The organism is Nocardia sp. NPDC051787 (assembly GCF_040681325.1).
Lineage (GTDB): Bacteria > Actinomycetota > Actinomycetes > Mycobacteriales > Mycobacteriaceae > Nocardia.
In genome coordinates, this window is sequence record NZ_JBFAYO010000013.1 from 12,515 (window position 1) to 35,480 (window position 22,966).

Here is a 22,966-nt window from a genome sequence, read left to right on the forward strand (position 1 = left end):
CCCCTCCCTAGCCGACCGGCTTGTTCAGCCCCTGGGCGGCGACCCAGGCCGCGGCCGCGGCCTTCGGCTCGGTCTTGCCGGCACCGGAGACGGCCTCGTTCAGCGCGATCAGCTCCGCGGTGGTGAGCTTGGCCGACACCGCGTTCAGCGCGGCCAGCGCCTTGTCCGACTTCTTCGCCGCGTTGAACAGCGGGACGACGTTCTGCGCGGGAAAATTGTGCTTCGGGTCTTCCAGCACCACGAGATTGTTCTGCGCGATGGCGGGCGAGGTGGTGAAGATATTGGCCGCGGTCACCTGGCCCTCGACCAGCGCGCGCACCGTGGCCGGGCCGCCGCCGTCGGCGATCGGCACGAAGTTGTTCGCGGCGATGTCGAGGTTGTAGTTCTTCTTCAGGCCGGGCAGGCCGCCGGGACGCTCCTGGAATTCGGCGGGCGCGCCGAACTTCACCTCGGCCGAGTGAGCGGCCAGATCGCCGATGGTGCGCAGGTTCCAGCGTTCGGCGGTGGCGCGGGTGACCACGACGGCGTCGGAATCCTCGCCGGGCGCGGGCGTGCCGATGGCCAGGCCGTTGCCGAGCGCCGCGCCGAGCGCGTTGTCGATATCGGCGGCGCTGGTGGCGGTGGCGTTCTTGTCCAGGTACTGCAGCAGATTGCCGGTGTACTCGGGAATCACCGAAATGGCGCACTGGCGTACCGCCGGGATGTAGGCTTCGCGACTGCCGATGTTGAGCTTGGTATCGACGGCGAATCCATTGACGCGCAACACCTCCGCGTACACGTTGGCGACGGTTTCGGACTCCGGGAAGTTGGCCGACCCCACGATCAGCCCGTCCCCCGAACAGCTGCCGCTTGCGGCGAGCGGATCGGAATTGCCACACGCCGACAGCACCATCGCGGCGGCGAGGGCCGCGGCGGCGGCGAGGACGCAAGCGGCACGCAGCGCGACGCGCAGCGCGGTGCGCTGATGCCCGGCGGCATCGGGGGTGCGGGTGGTTTTCACGGGAGTCCTTCCGGCATGACGGCGGTGCGCGGTCTCGGTGCCGAGCGGCCGCCGGTACATTCTGGATGTCCATACTGCCCGCTTCCAGGTTTTCCCGTAGCCTGCGTCGAATCGTCGGAGAGTTGGTGTCGCCGGATGGTGTTGGCCGCGTCGCAGCGGGTGCTGGCTCGATTCCTGGTCCTCGCGTCCGTCGCGTTGGTCGTGTCCTGCGGGAACGACGAGCGCGGGCCGTCGATCACCGTTGGGGCGGGCGATTCGGCGGAGTCGGTGGTTCTCGCGGAAATTTATGCGGGCGCACTGGCGCGTACCGGTGCGCGTACCGCGGTCGCGTCTGGTCTGGGCGGTCGCGCGGACTACCTCGCCGCGCTCGACGCCGATCGGGTCCAAGTGGTCGGCGAGCACACCGGCGCGCTGCTGGCCCATCTCGACGAAAACACCACCGCTCGCCCGCCGAAAAAAGTGGCGGAGGCGTTGAGCGCCGCGCTACCCGAGGGATTGGTGGTCTCCGACATCGCCGACGGCACCGACCTGCGGCCGCGGGTCGTGGTCACCGCGGAGGCGGCGGGGCGCGACGAACTGAAGTCCGTCGGTGATCTCGCACCCCGTTGCGGGCGGCTGACCGTCGGAGTGGCGTCGGCGCCGGGCTTGCTGCCGCGTCCGGCCGCGCTCGATCGGGTCACCGGGTGCGACTTCGCGTCCACCGTGGCCTTCCCCGATCCGGGCGCGCTGCGAAAGGCGTTGCTGGACGGGCAGATCGATGCCGGTATGCTGACCGGTCCACCGGAGCTCGCGCCGGGCGCGACCGATGGGCTGACCGTGCTGTCCGACGGCGACTACGCCGTGCGCGCCGAGAACGTGTTGCCGCTGTTTCGTAAGGGCCTGCTCGACCAGCGGCAGATCAAGAAGCTGAACTACGTCGCGGGTGAGCTGACGACCGACGAGCTGGCCGCCATGATCCGGCGGGTCCGGGATGAGGGCGTCGCGCCGGTAGACCTGGCCCGCGGTTGGTTGGACGCGCACGCGTTGTAGGGGACATCTCGTCCTGATGTCGCCTGCGCGGAACGCCGACACCGACTCCGTGTGACTACCTGAAGATAGATGTCGGAAATCGTACGAAAAATGTCGCGTCCGACACTGCCCCGGCAGCGGCGATCGACCTAGTGTTCTTGTAGGGGCCGGGTCGGCCGGCCTGACGAATACGACTAGAGCAGTCCCGCATCCAGCAATGGCGCTGGAGAGGCCGCCAACGACGTCGGCCGGGTCGAGGGGTGCTGAATCGAGAGGCCATCGAGAACGTGTTCTCGGTGGCCTCTCGTCGCGCGTAGCGCTGGTGCGTATCGTGCGGGCAATGTGTGGCCGATCACTCGTCTCTTGTCGACCAGCTGTTCCGCGCCGTATATTCCGCGTGGAATATTTAGTGTGGAGCATGTCGGTTCCCGGGGCTAGCGTGCGAGACCCGGACTCGGCTGCGGTCGGAACGAACGCCCAGGAGGTAAACGAAGCATGGGGCAGGCGCATCCACCGGTGACACCGCTGGCGATCGCCGTGCTCGCGCTGCTCGAGGAGCGGCCGATGCATCCGTACGAGATGTATCAGACGCTGATCTCCCGGCGGGAAGACAAGCTGGTCAAAGTGCGGCCGGGCTCGCTGTATCACACTGTGTCCCGGCTGGCCGACCAGGAATTGGTCCGTGCCGAGGGTGTCGACCGGGCGGGCAACCGGCCCGAGCGCACCACCTACCGGATCACCGCGCGCGGCAGGGACGCGCTGCGCAACCGGATCGCCGAGATCGTGCGGCGACCCATCCCGGAGTATCCGGTCTTCCCCTTGGCCCTGGGAGAGCTGCACAACCTGCCCAAGCCGGACGTGCTCGCGCTGCTGCGCGAACGGATCCGTGAGCTGGAAACCGCACTGGCCGACACCGACATGCTGATCGCGTGGGCCGAAGAGCGCGAGGTCCCGCGCCGCTACTGGATCGCCCTGCCGTTCGGGCGGGCCACCCTCGCCGCCGAAGCGGCCTGGGTCAAGGAGTTCGTCGCCCAATTGGACAGCGGCGCAATCGAATGGGACGACTTCGATCCCTCGACCGGCGCACGCTCCGAACCCTGTGCGTCGGCCGCCGATGCCGCACGGCCACCGCTGCCGGGTGCTGCCGTGGCGAACTCCGCCCCAAGTCTTTCGGATAATCCGAGTTAGGAACGAAATACGTGCCCACCGAACGCAATCCGTGGCTGGCGCTGCTCGCGCTGGTCGTCGGCTTCTTCATGATCCTGCTGGACATGACGATCGTCGCGGTCGCCAATCCCGCGATCATGACCGACCTGCACGCCGACATCGCCCAGGTGATCTGGGTGACCAGCGCCTACCTGCTCACCTACGCGGTGCCGCTGCTGGTCACCGGCAGGCTGGGTGATCGCTTCGGCCCCAAGAACATCTATCTGATCGGCCTGGCGGTGTTCACCGCCGCGTCGCTGTGGTGCGGACTGTCCGGGAGCGTCGGGATGCTGATCGCGGCCCGCGCCGCGCAGGGCGTCGGCGCCGCACTGATGACGCCGCAGACCATGGCCGTGATCACCAGGACGTTCCCGCCGGACCGGCGCGGCGCGGCCATGGGGCTGTGGGGCGGCGTCGCGGGGCTGGCCACGCTGGTCGGCCCGATCCTCGGCGGCGTGCTGGTGGACGGTCTCGGCTGGGAGTGGATCTTCATCGTGAACGTGCCGGTCGGTGTGGTCGCCTTCGCGCTGGCGGTGTGGCTGGTGCCCGCGCTGCCGACGCACGAGCACAAGTTCGACATCACCGGCGTGCTGCTCAGCGGCGTCGGCATGTTCCTGCTGGTTTTCGGCATCCAGGAGGGCAACAGCTACGACTGGTCGCCGCGGATCTGGCTGATGATCGGCGCGGGCCTGCTGGTGCTCGCGGCGTTCGTGGTCAACCAGGCGCGCAACACCGGTGAGCCACTGCTGCCGCTGAGCCTGTTCCGCGACCGCAACTTCGCGCTGTCGAATATCGCCATCGCTGCGATGGGCGCGGCGGTGACCTCGCTGATGGTGCCCGGCTACTTCTACCTGCAAGCCGTGCAGGAATTGTCGCCGACCAAGTCCGCGCTGGTCTTCGCACCCATGGCGATCGTGACCGGCATCGCGGCTCCGCTGATCGGCAAATTCGCCGACAAACTGCACCCGCGAACGGTACCCACGGTCGGCTTCAGCCTGTTCGCGGTGTCGGTGTTCTGGTTCGCGGCGCTGACGGAGCCCGGCTCGTCGCTGTTCTGGTACATGGTCGCCGCGGGTCTGGGTGGTTTCGCCAACGCCTGCATCTGGGCGCCGCTGGCATCGACCGCCACGCACAACTTGCCGGTGCAGCAGGCCGGTGCGGGCGCGGGCGTCTACAACACCACCCGCCAGGTGGGTTCGGTGCTCGGCAGTGCGGCGATCAGCGCTCTCATCGCGGACAGGCTGACGGCGAACAGCCTGGGCGGCGGTCCGGTCGCCGAGGGCGGCGCGGGCCAAGGCCCTATCCCGGAGTTCGTGAAGGACGCCTTCAGCACCGCGCTGAGCCAGTCCACCTTGCTCCCCGCGGGCATCCTGCTGATCGGCGTCATCGCGTCGGTGCTGTTCATCCGCCACGCCCAGTCCGCTTCCGCCGCCGCACCGGCCCCGGCGGAACCGGCCAAGGCCGATCTCAGCTGAACCCTCGGTGATGCCCGTCCCGGAGAGTGCTTCCGGGCGGGCGCCAGCGTGCCAGCACGCCGAGTCGAGTCCAGTCGACACAGCGTTCATTGCCTGCCGCTATGCAACCATTCGAAATTCAGCCCACGCTGACCGTGACCGAGGGGTGGCCGGTGGCTCCGTCGGGGATCACGTCGCGGCGCTCGGCGGTCTGGGCTTCGCCGGTGCCGTCGGTGGCGCGGGCGCGGATGGTGTGCGGGCCCGCGGTGGCGTCCCAGTCGAAGACCCACTGGCGCCAGGTGTCGATGGATTGTTCGTCGGATAGGCGGGCCTGTTGCCATGGGCCATCGTCTATCTGGACTTCCACGGCGCGGATGCCGCGATGTTGTGCCCACGCGACGCCTGCGATGGGGATTGGGCCCGGCGCGAGGCGCTTGCGGCCGCGTGGGGTGTCGATGCGGGTGCCGGTCTTGATCGGGCCGAGCGCCGACCAGCCGCGGCGGGTCCAGTAGGCGCTGGCGCGGTCGAAGCGGGTGACTTCGAGTTCGGTCACCCATTTGGTGGCCGAGACGTAGCCGTAGAGGCCCGGTACGACCAGCCGGGCCGGGTAACCGTGTCGCACCGGAAGGGGTTCGCCGTTCATGCCGACCGCGAGCAAGGCGTCGCGTCCGTCGGTGAGTACCGCGAGCGGAGTTCCCGCGGTCCAACCATCGGTGCTGTACGACAGCACCATGTCGGCGTCCGGATGCGGGCCCGCCTCGGCGAGTAGCTGGTCCAGGCGATAGCCGAGCCAGCGTGCGTTGCCGATCAGGTCGCCGCCGACCGGATTCGACACGCAGGCCAGGGTGATCAGGCGTTCCTCCACCGGCCGATGCGCCAAATCCGCCCAGCCCAGCCGGATTTCGCGGTCGACCATGCCGTGGATGCGCAGCGACCAGTCGTCCTTGGACACCTGCGGCACGATCAGCGCGGTGTCGATCCGGTAGAAGTCGTCGTTCGGGGTCAAGTACGGCGTCAGTCCGGGTATCCGCAAGTCCGCACCGGGCGCAACGGGCGCGGCGGCCGCGGTCGGCTCCGGCAGCTGCACCGCCGCTCGCTCACCCGATACGTCCCGCCGCCGCAGGCCGAGCAGCCGTCCACCGACACCCGTGACCACAGCCAGACCACCTGCCACCAACAGCCCTTGCAAGACCTGCCGCCGCTCCGCGCTGGAGCCGCTGCGCTCCGTGGCGGCGGATTCGCCGGCGCGCTGACTACCGGGAGTACTGTTCGCCGCCGGTGCGGTCTGCGATGGGGATGTCGTGGCAGAAGGTGCCGCATCGGCCTGCGCGTCGGAGGATTCGGCGGCTCGGTCGATGCGGTGAGTCAGCACGCGCAGCGCGTAAATGCCAGCGGCGACACCGATGACCGTCGGCAATGCACTGCCGACTCCCGTCCGCACCACGACTATGGCCGCAGCTATTAGTCCGAATGCGGCGAACAACCACGATCCGGCAGCGCGCGTGCCGCGCTCGACCGCTCCCGCCAGCCCGGCCACGACCACGGCGACGACGCCCATGATCAGATACAGCACGGCCTTGTCATTCGTGCCGAACGTGGTGATGGCCCACTCGCGCAGATCGTCGGGCGTGTGGTCGACCACCGCCGAGCCGAGCGCATTGAGCGGCGCGCTGTCCGGGCCGAAGAACGCCGCGAGCAGTTCGGCGATTCCCAGCGCTAGTCCCGCCGAGACCATCCCGGCCACCATCCGCAGTCGCGCCTCGGCCATGGCATCGAGACTACTGCCGGTGTGCTCGCGGCATGGTGACCATTCGTTGACGTGCGGACCGATCGGGGCTACCCGGCGAATTCATCGGCGAGGCTGTTCCAGAACATCAGTTCGTAGCTCTGAAAAAGCTGCGCGTACATTCGGGCTTCGTCCGGGTCGAGCCGCTCGGAATCGAGACCCGCCTGTACCGCGGCGAGCGCTTTCTCCTCGATCTCGGGATTGTCGGCGGTATAGAAGTCGAAGAACGCGCACGCGGCGTCGTCGAAGCCATAGTGCGTGCGCATCCCGGTGGCGACCGCCCCGCAATACCGGCCGAAGGCGGCGAGATTCGTCGATAACGCGGCGATGACCGCGGCCGGCGCGCCGTTGAGCGCCAACCACGCCATGAAGGCCGGATACGCCTGGCAGCCCGGCCGCGGTTGCTGGGCGCCGGTGTCCGGACCGGCCGCCGCCACCAGATCGTCCAGCAAGTGGTGCGCCTGTTCCTCGCCCGGCGCGAGCGCGCTGAACAAGGCGCGGGCGTGTGGCTCGTCGGCCCGCGCGGCCAGCGTATGGACGCTGCGCCAGTCGCTGTCGGTGATGCGTAGTTCCTCGGCGGCGATGGCCGCGAACACCGCCCGGGGCGCCGTGCCTGCCGCGATGCGCGGGACAAGGCGGTTGTCGTCGTCGTGTGGCGCCAGCTCTGCTCGGATCCGGTCGAGCAGTGCACGCGCGGGCTGTGTCCGTTCCGATCTCGTCATCGCAAACCTCCGGTGTCCTCGACGATGTCGGCTCCGATTGGGTCGACGAGCCTGTCTCCGTGCCCCGGAACACGAAAGGCGCTCTCCGCGACGGATCTTCGCGGACAGCGCCTTCCGGAACCAGCTCAGTGGTAGATACTCGCCACGTCGTCGGCGTGCTGCTTCATCACGACCGCGCGCTTGAGCGACATCTTCGGCGTGAGTTCGCCGGTCTCCTGCGTCCAGTCGATGGTGAGCAGACGGATCTTCTTGATCTGCTCGGCATGCGAGACCTTCTTGTTGGTCTCGGCCACCGCGGCGTCCACCTCGGCGATCAGCTCCGGGTTCTCGATCAGCTTCTCGATCGGAGTGTCGGCGGGCAGGGCGTGGCGTTCCTTCCAGCCGGGCAGCGTCTCCGGGTCCAGCGTGATCAGCGCGCCGATGAACGGCTGGCCGTCGCCGACCACCATCACCTGACTGATCAGCGGATGCGCCCGCAGCGAGTCCTCCAGCAGCGCGGGGGAGACGTTCTTGCCACCGGCGGTGACGATGATCTCCTTCTTGCGGCCGGTGATGGTGATGAAGCCGTCCGCGTCGATGGCGCCGAGGTCACCGGTCTTGAACCAGCCGTCCTCGAAGGCGTCCTCGGTGGCTTCGGCGTTGCCCCAGTAGCCGTCGAACACGACCGAGCCGCGCAACAGCAGCTCGCCGTCCTCGGCGATCTTGGCGGCGTGGCCCTCGATCGGCCGTCCGACCGAGCCGACCCGGATGTGCTCCGGGGTGTTCACGGAGATGGCGGCGGTGGTCTCGGTGAGGCCGTAGCCCTCGTAGATGGTCACGCCCACGCCGCGGAAGAAGTGGCCCAGCCGCGCGCCGAGCGGGCCGCCGCCGGACACGGCCGCCTCGCACTGGCCGCCGAGCGCCGCCCGCAGTTTGGCGTAGACCAGCTTGTCGAACAGCGCGTGCTTCAGCTCGAGCACGACGCCAGGTCCGCCGTTGTCGAGCGCCTCGCTCCACGCGATCGCGGTGGCCGCGGCGGCGTCGAAGATCTTGCCCTTGCCGCCGTCGTGCGCCTTCTGCTTGGCGCTGTTGAACACCTTCTCGAATACGCGGGGCACCGAGAGGATGAAGTGCGGCCGGTAGCTGCCGAATTGATCGACCAGGGTGGACCAGTCGGCGGTGTGCGCGACGATCACCTTCGCGTCGAACGCGGCCAGCGCGACGGCGCGGGCGAAGACGTGCGCCAGCGGCAGGAACATGAGGGTCTTCTTGCCCTCGGTGACGTACTTGTGCAGCGCGATCCGGTCGGACCTGGACTCCGCGTAGAGGTTCGCGTGGGTGAGCATGACGCCCTTCGGGCGGCCCGTGGTGCCCGAGGTGTAGATCAGGGTGGCCGGCGACTGCGCGCCGACCTGAGCGCGACGGTCGTGCACGGCCTGGTCGTCCAGGTCGGCGCCGCGGGTGATCAGCTCGTCCAGCGCGCCCTTGTCGATCTGCAGCATCTCGCGCAGATCCGGCAGCGATCCGGACTCGATCTCGTCGATCACGTTGCGGTGCTTGTCGCTGTCCACGATCAGCAGCTTGGTGGCCGAGTCCTGCAGGATCCACTTGGCCTGCTCGGCGGCGGAGCTGTCGTAGATCGCGACGGTGCAGCCGCCCGCGGCCCAGATCGCGAAATCGAGGACGGCCCACTCGTACCGTGTGGGGGCCATGATGGCGACTCGATCGCCGAAGTCGAGGCCCGAGGCGATCAGGCCTTTCGCCACGCCGGTAACGGTCGTCGCGAACTCCGCGGCCGTGACGTCCCGCCAGCCGCCACTGCCGTTCGGCACGTTGAACAGCACCGCGTTCGGCGTCTGCTCGGCATGGCGGAAGACGTTGTCGGAATTGTTCGCGTCATCCGGGATGGTGTAAGAAGCCGGGACTTCGAACTCTCGCATCAGTGCCCTTCCACGTGGGTTTACTCGCCAGTAATCTACGACACCTGCGCCAGGGCCGTGAGGTCGACCACCGAAACGGGTTCCGCACATTACCGCCCGGTACGGAACCCCTCCGTTGCTCATCCTAGTTCGCGCAGGTCCGCGGGTTGGAGCGCTTCGCGCAGGAATCCGGCGAGCTCACCCAACGCGGCCGCCGCGGGCGCCGCCAGCGCGGCCTGCAGCTGTGCGACGTGCCACAAGCCCTTGCTCTCGCTGAACTGCACGTGCACGCCCGCCGCTCGCAGCGCGGCGACCAGATCCAGGCACTGCGTGTGCAGCAGCTCGCTGACGTCGACCTGCACATAGGTTGGCGGCAGACCGCGCAGCTCGCCGGTCAGGGGCGCGTAAACCGGGTCGGCCGGGTCCCCGTCGCCCAGATAGGCCGCCGCGCAGGTGCGCGACCATGGCTTGCTGATCACCAAGTCGCGTTCGCGATCCGGGATCTGGTTGGGATCCGACCACGGTGCGATCAGGCCGAGCGCGGCCGGAGTGCAGCCGTGCCGCGCGATCAGGCGTTGCGCGAGCGCCAGCGAGAGGCCGCCGCCCGCGGAATCACCGGAGATGGCGATCTGCCCCGCGTGGTAGCCCGCGCTCGCCATCAGCTCCAGGAACGCGGCCTCGGCGTCGTCCAGGGCCGCGGGGAACGGATGCTCCGGCGCCAGTCGGTAGTCCAGAACGTAGACCGCGCAGCCGGTGCCGCGCGCCAGCCGGGCCGCCAGTGAGCGGTGCGTCGCCATCGAGCCGACCGCGTACCCGCCGCCGTGCAAGTAGAGGATGGCGCCAGGGCCGGAAGTGTCCGCGAAGCTGATCCGCTCGGCGGGCCTGCCACCCAGGCGCAGCCGTTGCACGATGCTGCCCTCGGGCAGCAGCTGCGCCCGCGAACCGATGTCGAGCAGCCTGCGCTGCACCGGAAACGGCAACCGCTTGTTGAGCGTGACCCGGAAGATGGGATTCAGCACCGCCCGCGCGACGGGCAGCGGAAGGTTGATGTCCCGCATGGTCGTTCCTCGAAATCCGGGGTCAGGGCAGGAAGCGGCGTTCGACGTTGGCCGCGATGCGCTGGTAACCCGACGCGGTCACCCGCACGAACAGGTCCAGCAGCTTGGCCTCCCAGCCGATCAGCACGCGGCCGTGCCCCCTGCGCACGCCCTCGGTGATGGTCTGCGCCGCCATGTCGGCGGTGTGGATGGCCAGCTTCTTGTCGAACATCGACGCGGCCGACTTGGGGTCGATGCCCTCGGCGTAGGTGGCGTTGCGCGCGACCGCGGTCTTGATGCCACCGGGATGAACACAGGTGACCTTGACCGGATGCCGCGCGACCAGCATCTCCTGCCGCAGCGACTCGGTAAAGCCGCGCACCGCGAACTTCGCCGCGTTGTAAGCACTCTGGCCGGGGATCGCGATCAGCCCGAACAGGCTGGACACGTTGACGATGTGACCGTCGCCGGACTCGATGATCATCGGCAGGAACGCCTTCGTGCCGTTGACCACGCCCCAGAAATCGACGTCCATGACGCGCTCGAAGTCCTTGAACTCCGAGCGGATCACCTCGCCGTGATGGGCGATGCCCGCGTTGTTGTAGACCTGGTGCACCGTGCCGAAGTGTGCCTTGACCGCGTCGGCGTAGAGCAGCACCGCCTCGCGTTCGACCACGTTCAGCCGGTCGGACTTGACCTCGGCGCCCAGCTGCGCACAGCGGCGCGTGGTCTCGGCCAAGCCGTCGACGTCGATATCGGACAGCGCCAGTTTGGCGCCGCGCCTGGCCAGATTCTCCGCCAGCGCGCGGCCGATCCCGGAGCCCGCCCCGGTGATCACACACACTTTGTTCTTGAAGTAAGCGTCCTTGCTCACCGTGCCACTGCTTTCAGATCGGATCGGGAAATGGAGATGTCGTACGCCGACACGTCGAATGTCCTGGTCTGCCGACGGAATTCGAAGGTGAAGTCCGGCCACAGCGTGGTGTTGTTGCCGTGCTTGTCCAGATACCAGCTCGAGCACCCGCCGGTCAGCCAGACGCTGCTTGCCAGCTTCGCCTGCAGGCCGGCGTTGTAGGCATCCTGCACGTCGCGGCGCACTTCCACGGTACGCAGGTCCAGCCGATCGACGGTGGCCAGCGCGTCGGCGATGTAGTTGATCTGCGATTCGATCATGTACACCATCGACGTGTGCCCGAGGCCGACGTTCGGGCCGAGCAGGAAGAACATATTGGGGAAGTTGGCGACGGAGGCGCCCTTGTAGCCCTGCTGGCCGATCTCGTCGAACACTTCCGACAGGGTGCGGCCGTCGCGGCCGGCGATCGTGTCGTAGGTCGGCGAGTCGGTGACGTGGAAGCCGGTCGCCACGATCAGCGCGTCGATCTCGCGCTCGGTGCCGTCCTTGGTGACGATCGAGTTGCGGCGTACCTCGGCGATGCCGTCGGTGACCACGTCGACGTTGGGACGCGACAGCGCCGGGTAGTAGTCGTTGGAGATCAGCATGCGCTTGCAGCCGATCCGGAAGTTCGGCGTGACTTTGGCGCGCAGCTTCGGATCGCGAATCTCGTAGCGCAACTTGGCTTTCGCGATCATCTCGAACAGCTGCATCAGGGCAGGCGCCTTGGCCAGGCCGACCACCTGGGTCTCGCGGGCGGCGTAGATGGCCGCGCGGGACAGCCGCTGGAAGCCCGGCAGGTGCTTGAAGGCGAGCCGCTCGGCCATGGTGTAGGGGCGGTCGAAGCGCGGCAGCAGCCACGGCGCGGTGCGCTGGTAGACGTCCAGGTGGGCGACCTTCGGGGCGATCGCGGGCACGATCTGGATGGCCGACGCGCCGGTGCCGATGATGGCGACCCGCTTGCCGGTGAGGTCGACGTCGTGGTTCCAGCGGGCGGAGTGGAAGATCTCGCCCTCGAACTGGCTGATGCCTTTGATGTCGGGCAGCGCGGGTTCGCACAGTGCGCCGACCGCCGAGACCACGGTGTTCGCGGTGAACCTGCCCTGGGTCGACTCGATCTCCCAGAGCGCGGTGTCGTCGTTCCAGTGGGCGCCGGTGACGTCGCAATCGAAGATGTGCTTGTCGCGCACGTCGAAGCGCTGGGACACGTCCTGGATGTACTGCTGGATCTCGCGCTGGCGGGAGTACGACCGAGACCAGTTCGGATTCAGCGCGAACGAGTACGAGTACAGGTGCGAAGGCACGTCGCAGGCCGCGCCAGGGTAGGTGTTGTCGCGCCAGGTACCGCCGACATCGCTGCCGCGCTCCAGCACGAGGAAGTCGTTGCGACCCTCCTTCACGAGGCGGATGGCCAGACCCAGACCCGAGAACCCGCTGCCGATAATGATCGTCCTGGCGTGGCGCGTGGGTCGGCCGGCGACAGCATTGTCTGTGACCTTGCGACTCATATAATGAAGACTACGGTGCTATTGAGCACGAGTCAACAGTATATTGAGCAGCGTTCAGTAGGATGATCCGGTGACCATCAGCCGAGACGAGACCGCCAAGCGCACCCGGCTCAGCCCGGACGAGCGCCGTGAGCAGCTGATCACCCTGGGCGCGAAGATGCTCGCCGAGCGCGCCATCGAAGACATCTCCGTCAGCGAGATCGCGGCGCAGGCCGGCATCTCCCGCGGCCTGCTGTTCCACTACTTCCCGACCAAGCAGGATTTCCTGCTGGCGATCGCGCGCCACGCCAACGCCGAACTGCTCGTGCGCGTCGCCCCGGACCGGGCGCTGGGCGTTTCCGGGATGCTGCGCGACTCGATGGAGCGCTACATCGACTACGTCAGCGAGAACCGCACCTCATACCTGGCGTTGCTGCGTGGCCCCACCAGCGTCAGCCCCGACCTGGCGGCCCTGGTCGACCTGACCCGCGACGCCATCATCGGCATCATCCTCGCCGAAGTCCCGGTCCCGATCTCCGACGCCGACCATCCGCGCCTCATGCTCGCCATGCGCGGGTGGATCGCGTTCGTGGAGGAAACCACCCTCACCTGGTTGCGGACGGAACCCATCTCCCGCGAACAACACATCGACCTACTGGTCGAATCCCTTATCGCCATAGCGTATTCCGTGGACCCGGCTTTGTCCGCTGCCCTGCGCAGCTGAGGCGCGCAGGCACGTATCGCGGCTCACCCTGTACACCACGTCGCCTGTTGCCGAGGTCTACCCGAGTCGGAGAGGAGCCGCTCGGCTCAGGTTGTCCGGTTGACCGGGGATCGTGATCGTCACCGAGCCTTGTCGGCATGCCCCCCGCGGCATGCCGTTCTGCCGCCAATAGCATGCTCTTACAGTGCCTTTCGAATTTCCGCGGGATGACGTGGCGAATACCGTTGAGCAGTCGATTGTGTGGGACGCTTGTGGAGGTGTCCGCTGATGCTGGTCATCAACGAACGAACGACGGCACCGCGATCCGAGCAGCGCGTGCTCGACTGGATGCGGAGCTGGACCGGACAGTACGTCATAGTCGGACTGGCGATCTCGGGATGCTACCTACCCGTCCGCAATCGCACGGACGAGGCGCAGGGAGCCGATCTGGTCGTGATCACGCCCCGGGCCGCGATCGTGATCGAGGTCAAGGGGACCGTGCCGGAAGCCATGACCGGCGTCCTCTCGGTGCAGGCCAACGGTCGCTGGCGGCTGTCCGGGTTCGATGGCGACCCGATCGACGACCGCGACCACGATGGCAGCCCGTTCGACCACGTGACGAACAACGTCTTCAATCTGAAGGAACTGGTGCGCAAGCATCATCCTGACGCCTACGTCGACGGCCTGATCGTCGTGGTGCCGCCTAGGGAATCGACGGTCACGTTGAACATCGAGTCTCGGCGCAAGGGTTGCGGGGTGGTGCTCGGGAACACGCCCGTCGAGCTGCGTGCCTGGTTCCACCGCACGGCGAGCCGAAAGCTCATCTGGACCGCCGAGCGCGTGCACACGCTGCTCGGCGATTTGAACCTGGCCGATCAGGTCAGCATTGAAGACCTTGTGGCGGACGGTTTTCCGCTCGAGCGGACGGTGGGTGGCGAGTCGGGCGCGGTGGTACTCGAAGAACCGAGCGAAGGGCTGCCCTCCGCGGACAACTCGGACGCGGTAGGTGTGCCGACTGACGTGGACGTACCGTCGTCGTCCACGCTCGAGCAGCCGAAGGTGGTGCCGACAGCAATCGACGGCGCGCCTTCCGCCGAAGACTCGGACGCGGTCGGTGTCGCTGATGATGCGGATGCGCCGTCGTCGGAGTCCACACTCGAGCGGTTGGGCATAGTGCCAATAGCACCGGAACTCAACGCATCCGGCTCGATGCAACTGCCCGAGAGCGGTGAGCTGGAAAACGAGGCGGCGGTCGCGTCGGACCGGCCGACACCGCCGCTCGCCGCAGCACACATGCGGGCACGGTCCGACGTCTCGGAATCTGTGGCCTCAGGCGCGACAGCCGATGCCAGCCTGGAAGACCGTCACCATGGACACAGTTCGCCGTCGATCGAGGAGCGGCAGTCGCCCGATATCGCGGACGAACAGGAAGATTATGAGGCGAAACCGATATCGAGGCCGCATCATTTCGACGGTCTGCTCGCCCAAAAGTACGCACAGACGCAACGTGCCGAGCCGGATTCCTATGCGCCAGAACCCGTTGCATCGGAACCTATAGCACCGGAACCCCCGCCGTCGGACGCGACGCCCGATGCCGCAGCGCAATCAACAGCCCCGTTGTCGTCACCATTCACGGACCGGTGGTCGTCGTGGATCGAGTCCGACGCCCAGCCATTGCGCCCGCGCTCCACACCGTCACCTCTGCCGGACCAGCCGCAATGGTTGTCCGACGAGGAGACCGAAGCGCGTCCACCGCGGCGGCCCACCGCACCGCGCCTCGTCGAACGCCGACCACGCATCGCCGATCTCCGGCAAATGATCACCGTGCCTCCACGCACGCGCCCGACCGCCCAACCGCGTCCGATCCGCCATCGTCCCCAGCAGATCGCGGCCGTGGCCTTGATCGCCCTCGTCATCGGCACCATCTGGGTGCTGGCCGCCGCCTGCTCCACCCCGAGTGGCGACGCAGTACCGCAGAGCCCACTGACCGCGTCGACCACCGAGCCCCCACCAACCACCGGGGTGGTTTCCCCACCCCCGACCGTCACCGAAACTCCGGCTCGATTCGACCTGCTGCCGCTGTGCCTCCCGTTCCGCTCCGAATGCTGACACCGTCGGCTGCCGGAGACCGCGGAGCGGTGCTGCTTCATGCCTGGCTTTCGATTTATTCGAAAGGAGGGCATACTGGGGTCTCCGAGGAGGTGCGATGACCGAGACGTTGAACGAGCGCACGCTGCTGCCGGAGCATCCTGATCAACTCGCTGAGGTGCGCCGGTTCCTGTCCTCTACGCCTGCGTCTTCCGGGGCGGCGGTCCTTCGTTCGGCTGAGGGTGAGGTAGTGACTTTGCCTGCTGAAGTGTTCGAGGGCCTTCGTCTCGTGGCGCTGGCACTCGCTGAGGGTAAGGCGGTCACGGTAGCGCCGTTGCACACCACGTTGACGACGCAGGAAGCTGCCGAATTGCTCGGCATGAGCAGGCCGACGTTGGTGAAGCTGCTGGATGCGGGGGAAATTCCGTTCACCCGACCGGGACGGCATCGTCGTGTTCGTCTGACCGACGTGTTGGCGTTCCGGGAGTACCGCCGTGCCGAACGTGCCGCTGGGTTGTCCGAGCTCACGAGGATTTCCGAAGAATTGGGTCTTTACGACGATGTTTCCTCGGAACCGCTCAGGCGACATGACTGATGCAGCGGGTATTCCTCGACACTTGCGTCTTGTATCCGGCCCACCTGCGTGACACCGTGCTGCGTCTGGCAGAGGCGAATCTGATCCAGCCGTTGTGGTCGGCAGAGATCTTGGCCGAGCTGCACCGCAATCTCTGTGCCAGGCGCGAGGGTGACGATTCGGCGGAAGAGTAACGCGGATGGGCTGCTGACGTTCAATCTCAAAGACTTCAAGGTCAGGCCCATCGGCGACGGTTTTCCGGAGTTGTCGCACCCTGATGCATTTCTGCTGGACATGCTGGATCTGGCACCCGGGCAAGTAACCAGGCTGCTGTACAAGCAAGTAGCCGAGCACAAGCGCCCTCCGAAACACATCCAGGGTCTACTCGACGTGCTCGACCGGTCTGGGGTACCCGGCTTCGCCGCCGAGGTACGCCGGCGTCTCGACTGATGGAGCGTCTGGATATCGGCTGGTCAGCGGCATTTGGCCGGCCGTTACGGGTTCGGCTCGGCCGTTCGCAGCAATTGCAGGAGTCCGGTGACCGCGGCGAACTTCTCTTCCGACAATGGATCGGTCGCGAAGTGCATCAAGTCGTTGCGCACATGCCGGACTCTCTCCAGTAGATCGATGACCTGAGCCCTGTCGAGTCGCCAGCCGAGCTTGCGCCAGCGGTCGGCGTCCCGCAGGAGGTAGACGTAGTTGCCGAAGGTGAGATCGGACGCGTCCTTGATCCGGGATTTCTGATGGTTGGCTACCGAGTCCGTCAGATCCTCGAGATCGAAATGTTCGTCGGCGGCGCGGCGCAAACGGTTCTCGGCTTCTTCGATGAGTACGAACGGCCTCGCGAGCGTGCCGAACTGACGGGTGAGATCCGAGGCGGTGAGGATGCCGGTGACTCGGACGCGGTCCTGATCGCGGACGAAGATGAATCCCCTGTCGTAGATCACGTCGATTTGATCGAGCAGAAGGGCGTCATGGTCGACCACGAGGGCCGGTACCGTAGCGTGCGCCAGAGTCGGATCGTCGCTGGCGATGTGCGCTTGCCCGATCGACTCCCAGGTGACCGCACCGTGATAGGTTCCGTCCTCGTCGATAACGGCGAGCTGAGAGAATTGATGTTGCAGCATCAGGGTTTTGGCGTACGTCAGGTCGACCGATGACGGCACGGACACCAGCCGCGCGGGTAGGCTGCCAAGTCGGCGAGACATCGGCTCGGGCTCGGTCACGTTCTCGATATCCTCGACCGCACCAGCTACCTCGGCGATTCCAGGCTCGGTTCCGAGCGGCACAAGCGCAACGATGTCGCTCAACGCGCCTTCGGTGAACGCGGGGCGGGTGGTCAGGCCGTTGCTCGCGAGATCCGCCTTGATCATGGAGATGACCGCGGCGGTGCGCCGCTCGACGCCCCAATGTTCGAGCAGGCTTCGAATCGTCAATTCACGTGGATTCGACGGGTCCCTGGACACGGCGTCGTCCAGCAGCTCGGTCGAGCTGGTGGCTTCCTCGTCGCCGTCGAAGCCGGGATCGGTACCGTAGAGCGCCAAATGCTCAATGCGTGCGGCGGCGTTGTGTCGGGTGAGGCCGCAAACTGTCAGTAGAGAGCCGAGACTGGCCTTCAGATCAGGCCGGACCGCATCCCACGATATGTCGGTGCGGAGCCAGTCGACTTTTCGTACTTGCCGAAAATCCTTCGGCTCGTCGTCTCGATACTCATACGGCCCGCTGACCCCGCCGACTGCCAGGTATCCCGGCCGCGTTTTGAGCGGCATGACCACTAGGTCGCCATACTGAATCTCGGTCTCGAACTTCCACAACTGCCCGGTCCAGTTGCCGATCACTGCGCGGCCGGCATCCGGGTATGCTTGTTGAAGAGCGAATTTGAGCTCATGCCACGTTCGGTACTGGCTGAGGTCGCCTACCTCGGCCCACCCCAGGATAGCGAGACCTTCCTGTAGTGCCCGGCTCTCGCGTTCTCCACTTCGTCCCGCGCGGATCAACCAAGCCTGTCGTTCCCTCACGCGCTGCGCGTCATCGGACATGAGCTCGCCTCTCCCTCCCAATGCAGCTCATCGAACCCGTCTGTCATACCGCAGATGTTGGCTCTGCGCTTTGCATTCGGCTGGGTCGATGGGCAAGATGTGATCGCGGCCGCGAGTACCGTGGGGCGGGGTGCGGTGGTACCCGCTGGCGGGTCGCGCTACAACCGAGATGCAGCAATGAACGTCCACGCCGGGGTTACGGCGCATCTGGCGGTCGCCGTCCGGGCGTGGACCCGAGTGCACCATCTACCGTAGGGTGTCGTGACATGAGTACTCCAGGGGGGATGCCTAGCTCTAGCCAGAGCCTCTCAGTTGCTCCCGATCAGGTTCGTGACGTCGGCAACTACGTGTACGGAATCGCGGATATGCTCAAGGGCGCTTTGGATTCCGTCGCTCGGGAGGTCGACGCGCTCACGACGAGCGGATGGACAGGCGATGCATCGGCTGGGTTCGCTGCGGGGTGGAGCGAAGTGCGCGACGGCGGATCGCAGATCATGACTGCACTGGCTGGCCTGGCCGAGAAGCTCGGGGTTACCGCCGACACGTACGAGCGCCGGGACCAGACGAACGCCGATGGTTTGTCGGGTTCCAGTTTGGATCTGCCGTGACTAGCCCTTTTGCAGTCGATTTGGGCCAGCTCGAGCAGATCATCACCCGCCTGACGGGTTTGGCTGGGTTCATCGCAGATCATCTCGACGAGATCGATGACCGCGTCGCGACGTTGCAGGGTTCAGGCTGGGAAGGTGTTGCTTCCCGGGGATATTCGGATGCACACCAGCAGTGGGTTACTGGGGCACGGGAGTTCGCCGAGGGCATTCGTGACATGAGTGATGCGGCGAAAGCCGCCCACGGCCACTACATTGCCGCTGTCGACACGAACCTGAAAATGATGCGGAGCTGAGGCCGTGGCCCCGCCTCAGCAGATCCGGGTAGATCCACAGGTCTACTACGACGCGGCCCGAAAGTGTCACGAACTCGCCCATGATGCCGAGACGACGGCGCAATCCTTGCGTGGCAAGCTTGCGGGGCTCGGAGGCATGGCCGGTCACTACGACGGGGTCGCCCAGTGGGCTGCTGACTACGACAAACATACAGGTGAGTTGGTCCGGGCGGCAGACACGTTCGCCGCGGCGATGTTCAAGTTCGGTGACGTCCTGAACGCCAGCGGATACAACCACGCACTCGCCAACTGGCGGGCGAATAAGGCTGCGGACAAAGGGCCGGCGCCAACGGCACCTGTGCCGGTGTCGCGGCCGGTGCAGACTGTGTTGCCCGTGATTCGGTCCGCCGGTAGCAACGGACCAGGTCTCGAGACGAACGTTCCCCGGCTGCTCGAGCAAGTTGGTATGAAACTTCCGGACGGGCACGCTGACAAACTTTCCACTGCCGCCACCGCCTGGAACACCTACGCCAACGATGCACACGTCACCGGCGCGGCTGGGCGAGTCAAGGCGATCTCGGCGTTGTTCGACCACCTGCAGTCGGACGAAATAACCGAAATGCAAGGGCACCTCCACACACTGCACACCGGCGCGATGCAACTCGCCGAGAACTCCACGGCAATCGCTCAACCAGTCGGTGCCCACCAGGTTGCGCTCGGTCAGGCTCGCAGTGACGTTGATACCAAACCGGGTGATCTCAAACGCGAACTCGCACTCACTGTCACCGTCACTGCGGTCGTCATCGGTATCACAATGGTCGCGACAGCAGGCCTCGCGTCTGCGGGTCCGGCTGAAGCCGAAGGAGCGGCCGGTGCCGCTGCATTCGCTGCTGCGGTCACCCGCGCTGCCCTCGCCATCCGCAACGCGATAACGGCGAGCCGCCTGTTCACCATTCTCGGTGTAACCGCGGCCTACGCGGCGTTCCAGGCGGTTCCACACGATCTAACAGTCATAACGGCGAAACTCGCCGCTATCATGCAGATGCGGGTTTTCGTCGATAATGACGAGCAAACGAAATCGGAGGATTCAGGCGGTACACCCGGCGCCGGTGCGCCGAGCCGCGCCGCAGAGGTTGAATCTCTCGTCAATTCCCGTACGCAACCTGGCAAGACTGAACCACACCGGCAGGTGGAAACTGGTGAAGAAATTCGTCAACTTTACGAAGAATTGACGCGAAAAGGTGAACCGATGGATGTCGGTACCTACCCTGGACAAGGTAGTCGGCTTCCTGACGGTACTGAGATACGGATCAGAGACGGAAGTAAGTCAGGTGGTGTTACGATCGACATCAAGTATCCCGGAAATCCTGAACCAGTGAAAGTGCATATACCGAAGCGATGAACGAGAAACTTGAGCACTTCCTTCTGTACGAGTTGTCCGATGATTGGGCTGCAATCGCCACCTTCGATGGAATGGTAGCGAAGATTACCCCGGAAAACTATTCGCGGGCGAACGTCCTGGACATTATCCGGGAGCTTGCAATCAAGGGGTATATCCGGTTCGGGGCATTCCCCGGCGGTGGGCGATCGTGGGAGTCATGGGATGTTCCGATCGACGAAGCGCTGCAACGTGTTGCTCACGGATACAACAACGTCAGCGGATATCTGGATATCCCCGAAAGCGAGATCGGATCCAACGAGGTGTTCCGGGCCGATCTCGTGGAGAGGGGTGAGCAGCGGCTAGTGGAACTTGGCAATCCCTACGACAAATACGGCGATCCCTGGGCCGATACACCTCGACGTGTCCGGCATTGAACATGAATCCGCCACAGTCTATGCGATGAGCTCGCCGCGGATTGGCATCGATTTTCGGCCGTATCGGTATATCGGCACAGGTGTCTATCAACATGACGCGCGAGCGAAGATCCGGGTCTTGTCTGCACCGAGATCGTGAACTACCAACCATCGCCCGGAATTCCCATCGGACTCCTTGAAATATTCATTTCTGGCGTCGTCCTGGAGTGCATCTGCTACACCGCTGTCCCGCATATTCTGCCAGTAGAATTCCTTCCAGTAGCTAGGCACTGCTCCCGCCTCGAATTGACCGAGATGGGACAGCGTCTTGAAGGAGTCCAGCTCGCCGCGCGGGAGGTCGACGACAGCCTCTGCCACTCGATCTCCGCCGAACAGCTCTTCACTGCGGTGCGCAACCACGCGCGCGTTATCCGGGAAATGTATATTTCCGCACTTGCTCATATCGTCCAACGGGTCGGAGTCGGACGTGCCACAGCCAGTGAGAACGAGAAGGGCCGCCAGCATCGATATCCCGCTAATTTGCATGCGACTACGGGCTCGGATCGCCGTCATCAAATCGCTCCAGACCACGTGTATCCCCCGAGGAATTGAGTGTCGCCACGGGCTTTGAAACTGCGCGCCCAGCCAGCTTCCTCCAATTGCCTCATATCGTGATTGAGACCCTTCTTGACAGATAGTTCGATGTCTCCTGACCATTCCGCCGACTTGTCGAAATCGTATAGGTCATAGATGTATATACGGTACCGTATCTCCGCAAAAAGCGGCTGGCCCTCGGCGGATTGCACCTTGACGTCGCTTCCGACCGCAACCGAGAAATCTCCGAGCGCCAATGTTACATCAGAGTCATCCGTTACCCGGACCGGCTCCCAAGATGATGTGATCTCTTGCCACACTCCGACCCGATCTGCGTTTCGCTTGGCTTCCCTCTTAATGAAATCCAGCTGCTCCTGGGCCTTTCCGGCGACCGCCCGCGTCTTGACAACTTTCTCGACGTATCGTGTATTGATTATATACTCGTAGTCGGGGCCGTTGTTGCCCAGGTATGCTCCGAAGATATCTGCCGCAAATTCGTACCCCTTGCTGTCGAAATAAGCAAGTACGGCTGGCGCCGTAGTTGCACTGATCAGCCCTGCTTCCGATCTGTTCAGAACGCTCGTATCCGATCCGAATTTTGGATGGCTCGACGGAATCGGCGGATCAGGTGGCGGATGCAATGCTGCTCTCCCACCACACATTGTTGCCGAATCCATATCGTGTGACACCCAAATCGACAACCACCTTGGCTGGAACCTCGAATTCACTCGTATTGAACGACGGGACTGCTCGCCCGGGCGTGTAATCCAATGCCTGGGACATTCGTTCGATAATTGTCGTGATCGCATTCCGTCTGGACTCCGCTGATTTCTTCAGCGTATCGACCGCTGATACTATCTCGGACTCCATAGAGGCCTGCATGGGTTTATTTATCAGTTGCGCCCACACTCCCAGCGGGAGCGTAAAACCGAGGAATTGCATCGACTGCGCAAGTCCTCCGCTGAGCCCCATAGCCTGGTTGTATACGAGTCGCTCGAGACAGGCCGCGCCGTTCTCAACGATCTTCGACACCGCCTCCAGATCGGAGCTGCGCCCGGCCACCGATTGTCCGAGGCTGCCCGCGATTGCGCCGAAGGCCTGGGCAGCGTCCCCGGACCACTTGCCTTGCAGCCATCTCGTTCCGCTGGACAGATTTTCTGAGGCCACATAGTCGTTTATTCCGAGCAAGCCGATCCGCTTGCCGATGGCTTGCAGCGCTTCCCAGTCCGCCACCAGCGGGGAAAGGTAGTCCGCTGCGGGCTTGATGCCGATCGTTTGGCTCAACGGTTCATCGTATGGCGAGATCAACTCGATACCGGCGGTAACCACCTGGCGGACAGCGTACTGATTTTCCTGAACCTCAGGCAGGTTGGGCTGCTGCAACCCTGTGAAGCGGCTGACGCCTTGGAAATCGTCTGATCGACCGGATACGCCCTGGTCTCCGAAAGTGTTCGCCGATGCCGCTGAAAGCGCGTTCGCGGACGTATCGTCGCTCGCTCGGTACCTGGTTTCCGCGGTGGCAAGATTGGTACCCAGGGTACCGAGAGCCGTTAGATCACGTTGCTGCGCTACGGATATGGCACTGTGAAACTTCGCCAACGACGATGCGAGAGTAGCCATGAGTCCGGCCGACCCGGTGGGAAGCGACATGGCTGATAGCAGGCGTGAGGCGTTCGAGGAAAAATTTGTCCCGAGGTCCTGCAAATCCAGCTTGAAGCCCGCGAGGCTGGACAAGTCGGCCGTGAAGTTATCCATGCCGCCTCCGGGGCACCCAGGCAGGGCGGGCATTGGTTCGAGCTATCGA

The 22,966-nt window shown here is 65.2% G+C and carries 23 protein-coding genes; 12 read left to right on the forward strand and 11 right to left on the reverse strand.

Annotated elements, in window-relative coordinates; genetic code table 11:
- Positions 1-7: 7 nt before the first annotated feature.
- Positions 8-892, reverse strand: a complete 885-nt coding sequence (locus AB0M45_RS15825) for an ABC transporter substrate-binding protein (RefSeq protein ID WP_364329018.1) — start codon at positions 890-892, stop codon at positions 8-10.
- Positions 893-1,135: 243 nt separating this feature from the next.
- On the opposite strand from AB0M45_RS15825, the gene AB0M45_RS15830 reads away from it, so the two are divergent.
- From AB0M45_RS15830 to AB0M45_RS15840, 3 genes are all read left to right on the forward strand, one after another.
- The gene (locus AB0M45_RS15830; protein WP_364328574.1) at positions 1,136-2,029 is read left to right on the forward strand and encodes an ABC transporter substrate-binding protein; all 894 of its coding nucleotides are present in this window, start codon (positions 1,136-1,138) and stop codon (positions 2,027-2,029) included.
- Between the two features lie 474 nt (positions 2,030-2,503).
- Positions 2,504-3,196 (forward strand): PadR family transcriptional regulator, encoded by a 693-nt coding sequence (locus AB0M45_RS15835; RefSeq protein ID WP_364328577.1) that lies wholly within the window; start codon positions 2,504-2,506, stop codon positions 3,194-3,196.
- Positions 3,197-3,207: 11 nt separating this feature from the next.
- Positions 3,208-4,689, forward strand: a complete 1,482-nt coding sequence (locus AB0M45_RS15840) for a DHA2 family efflux MFS transporter permease subunit (protein WP_364328580.1) — start codon at positions 3,208-3,210, stop codon at positions 4,687-4,689.
- A gap of 118 nt (positions 4,690-4,807) precedes the next feature.
- On the opposite strand, the gene AB0M45_RS15845 is transcribed toward AB0M45_RS15840, so the two are convergent.
- The 6 genes from AB0M45_RS15845 to AB0M45_RS15870 form a co-directional block, all read right to left on the reverse strand.
- The gene (locus AB0M45_RS15845) at positions 4,808-6,436 is read right to left on the reverse strand and encodes a molybdopterin-dependent oxidoreductase (protein WP_364328583.1); all 1,629 of its coding nucleotides are present in this window, start codon (positions 6,434-6,436) and stop codon (positions 4,808-4,810) included.
- A gap of 68 nt (positions 6,437-6,504) precedes the next feature.
- A complete protein-coding gene (locus tag AB0M45_RS15850) occupies positions 6,505-7,176 on the reverse strand; it encodes a hypothetical protein (protein WP_364328586.1) in 672 nt (223 codons plus the stop codon).
- Positions 7,177-7,301: 125 nt separating this feature from the next.
- Positions 7,302-9,095, reverse strand: coding sequence for a long-chain fatty acid--CoA ligase (locus AB0M45_RS15855; protein ID WP_364328589.1), 1,794 nt, complete (start codon positions 9,093-9,095; stop codon positions 7,302-7,304).
- A gap of 119 nt (positions 9,096-9,214) precedes the next feature.
- Positions 9,215-10,132: an alpha/beta hydrolase gene (locus AB0M45_RS15860; protein ID WP_364328592.1), complete on the reverse strand. Its 918-nt coding sequence runs from the start codon at positions 10,130-10,132 to the stop codon at positions 9,215-9,217.
- 22 nt (positions 10,133-10,154) lie between these two features.
- Complete coding sequence (locus AB0M45_RS15865) at positions 10,155-10,985, reverse strand: SDR family oxidoreductase (protein WP_364328595.1); 831 nt, start codon at positions 10,983-10,985, stop codon at positions 10,155-10,157.
- Entirely contained in the window at positions 10,982-12,511 is a 1,530-nt protein-coding gene (locus AB0M45_RS15870) for an NAD(P)/FAD-dependent oxidoreductase (protein ID WP_364328598.1), read from the reverse strand. Before AB0M45_RS15870 ends, AB0M45_RS15865 begins: the two co-directional genes overlap by 4 nt.
- A gap of 70 nt (positions 12,512-12,581) precedes the next feature.
- Here AB0M45_RS15870 and AB0M45_RS15875 point away from each other — a divergent pair, with 70 nt between their 5' ends.
- From AB0M45_RS15875 to AB0M45_RS15895, 5 genes are all read left to right on the forward strand, one after another.
- Complete coding sequence (locus AB0M45_RS15875) at positions 12,582-13,214, forward strand: TetR/AcrR family transcriptional regulator (protein WP_364328601.1); 633 nt, start codon at positions 12,582-12,584, stop codon at positions 13,212-13,214.
- Between the two features lie 267 nt (positions 13,215-13,481).
- Positions 13,482-15,302 carry an NERD domain-containing protein gene (locus AB0M45_RS15880; protein WP_364328604.1) on the forward strand — a complete coding sequence of 607 codons (1,821 nt, stop codon included), beginning with the start codon at positions 13,482-13,484 and terminating at the stop codon, positions 15,300-15,302.
- A 97-nt stretch (positions 15,303-15,399) separates the two neighbouring features.
- Positions 15,400-15,876, forward strand: a complete 477-nt coding sequence (locus AB0M45_RS15885; protein ID WP_364328607.1) for an excisionase family DNA-binding protein — start codon at positions 15,400-15,402, stop codon at positions 15,874-15,876.
- Positions 15,876-16,049, forward strand: coding sequence for a PIN domain-containing protein (locus tag AB0M45_RS15890; RefSeq protein WP_364328610.1), 174 nt, complete (start codon positions 15,876-15,878; stop codon positions 16,047-16,049). Before AB0M45_RS15885 ends, AB0M45_RS15890 begins: the two co-directional genes overlap by 1 nt.
- Complete coding sequence (locus AB0M45_RS15895; protein ID WP_364328613.1) at positions 16,027-16,305, forward strand: hypothetical protein; 279 nt, start codon at positions 16,027-16,029, stop codon at positions 16,303-16,305. Before AB0M45_RS15890 ends, AB0M45_RS15895 begins: the two co-directional genes overlap by 23 nt.
- A 44-nt stretch (positions 16,306-16,349) precedes the next feature.
- Here AB0M45_RS15895 and AB0M45_RS15900 read toward each other — a convergent pair whose 3' ends face one another.
- Positions 16,350-17,894: a CBS domain-containing protein gene (locus AB0M45_RS15900; protein ID WP_364328616.1), complete on the reverse strand. Its 1,545-nt coding sequence runs from the start codon at positions 17,892-17,894 to the stop codon at positions 16,350-16,352.
- A 266-nt stretch (positions 17,895-18,160) separates the two neighbouring features.
- Here AB0M45_RS15900 and AB0M45_RS15905 point away from each other — a divergent pair, with 266 nt between their 5' ends.
- The 4 genes from AB0M45_RS15905 to AB0M45_RS15920 are packed head-to-tail and all read left to right on the forward strand — an operon-like array spanning position 18,161 to position 20,589.
- Complete coding sequence (locus AB0M45_RS15905) at positions 18,161-18,502, forward strand: WXG100 family type VII secretion target (RefSeq protein WP_364328619.1); 342 nt, start codon at positions 18,161-18,163, stop codon at positions 18,500-18,502.
- Positions 18,499-18,795: a WXG100 family type VII secretion target gene (locus tag AB0M45_RS15910; protein WP_364328622.1), complete on the forward strand. Its 297-nt coding sequence runs from the start codon at positions 18,499-18,501 to the stop codon at positions 18,793-18,795. The genes AB0M45_RS15905 and AB0M45_RS15910 overlap by 4 nt, the downstream gene beginning before the upstream one ends.
- Positions 18,796-18,799: 4 nt before the next feature.
- Positions 18,800-20,176 (forward strand): hypothetical protein, encoded by a 1,377-nt coding sequence (locus tag AB0M45_RS15915; protein WP_364328625.1) that lies wholly within the window; start codon positions 18,800-18,802, stop codon positions 20,174-20,176.
- Positions 20,173-20,589, forward strand: coding sequence for a hypothetical protein (locus tag AB0M45_RS15920; RefSeq protein WP_364328627.1), 417 nt, complete (start codon positions 20,173-20,175; stop codon positions 20,587-20,589). The genes AB0M45_RS15915 and AB0M45_RS15920 overlap by 4 nt, the downstream gene beginning before the upstream one ends.
- Before the next feature lie 87 nt (positions 20,590-20,676).
- Here AB0M45_RS15920 and AB0M45_RS15925 read toward each other — a convergent pair whose 3' ends face one another.
- The 3 genes from AB0M45_RS15925 to AB0M45_RS15935 are packed head-to-tail and all read right to left on the reverse strand — an operon-like array spanning position 20,677 to position 22,917.
- Complete coding sequence (locus AB0M45_RS15925) at positions 20,677-21,141, reverse strand: hypothetical protein (RefSeq protein ID WP_364328630.1); 465 nt, start codon at positions 21,139-21,141, stop codon at positions 20,677-20,679.
- Positions 21,141-21,803 (reverse strand): hypothetical protein, encoded by a 663-nt coding sequence (locus AB0M45_RS15930; protein ID WP_364328633.1) that lies wholly within the window; start codon positions 21,801-21,803, stop codon positions 21,141-21,143. Before AB0M45_RS15930 ends, AB0M45_RS15925 begins: the two co-directional genes overlap by 1 nt.
- Entirely contained in the window at positions 21,787-22,917 is a 1,131-nt protein-coding gene (locus tag AB0M45_RS15935) for a hypothetical protein (protein WP_364328636.1), read from the reverse strand. Before AB0M45_RS15935 ends, AB0M45_RS15930 begins: the two co-directional genes overlap by 17 nt.
- Between the last annotated feature and the right edge of the window lie 49 nt (positions 22,918-22,966).